This window comes from Streptomyces poriferorum (assembly GCF_019399235.1).
Lineage (GTDB): Bacteria > Actinomycetota > Actinomycetes > Streptomycetales > Streptomycetaceae > Streptomyces > Streptomyces poriferorum.
In genome coordinates, this window is the sequence record NZ_JAELVH010000669.1 from 1 (window position 1) to 381 (window position 381).

The following is a 381-nucleotide window of genomic DNA, read 5'->3' on the forward strand; positions in this document are numbered from 1 at the left end:
CAGGGCCGCGGCCAGCGCGGGCTGCCACACCTCGTCGCCGGCGATGGCGAGGAACTCGACCCGTACGGTGCGCCGGCGGATCGTGGAGGCGAGCTCCGTGTCCGACACACCGACGGTGCTCAGCGTGGTCCCCGGCACGCCCGGCTGCGCGGTCGCCCACACCTCCACCGGACCGGAGCGGACGAGCGGCGCACCGGGGACGGGCACGGCCGCCTTCGACAGCACGTGGTCACGGACGTGGTCGGACAGGAGTGGTTCGGTTCGGTGCGGAGTCATCTGGCGGACCTCGGGTCGGCGGGGCAACGGGGAGCGGCGTGATGGCCGGCGGGCGCGGGGGACGAGGGGCCGGCACCGCAGGGGCCCCGGGAGACGGGTTCGACC

The 381-nt window shown here is 76.1% G+C and carries 1 protein-coding gene; it reads right to left on the reverse strand.

The window, feature by feature from the left end:
* A partial coding sequence (locus tag JGS39_RS40340) for a hypothetical protein (RefSeq protein WP_219574698.1) occupies positions 1-276 on the reverse strand: 276 nt, incomplete at its 3' end.
* Between the last annotated feature and the right edge of the window lie 105 nt (positions 277-381).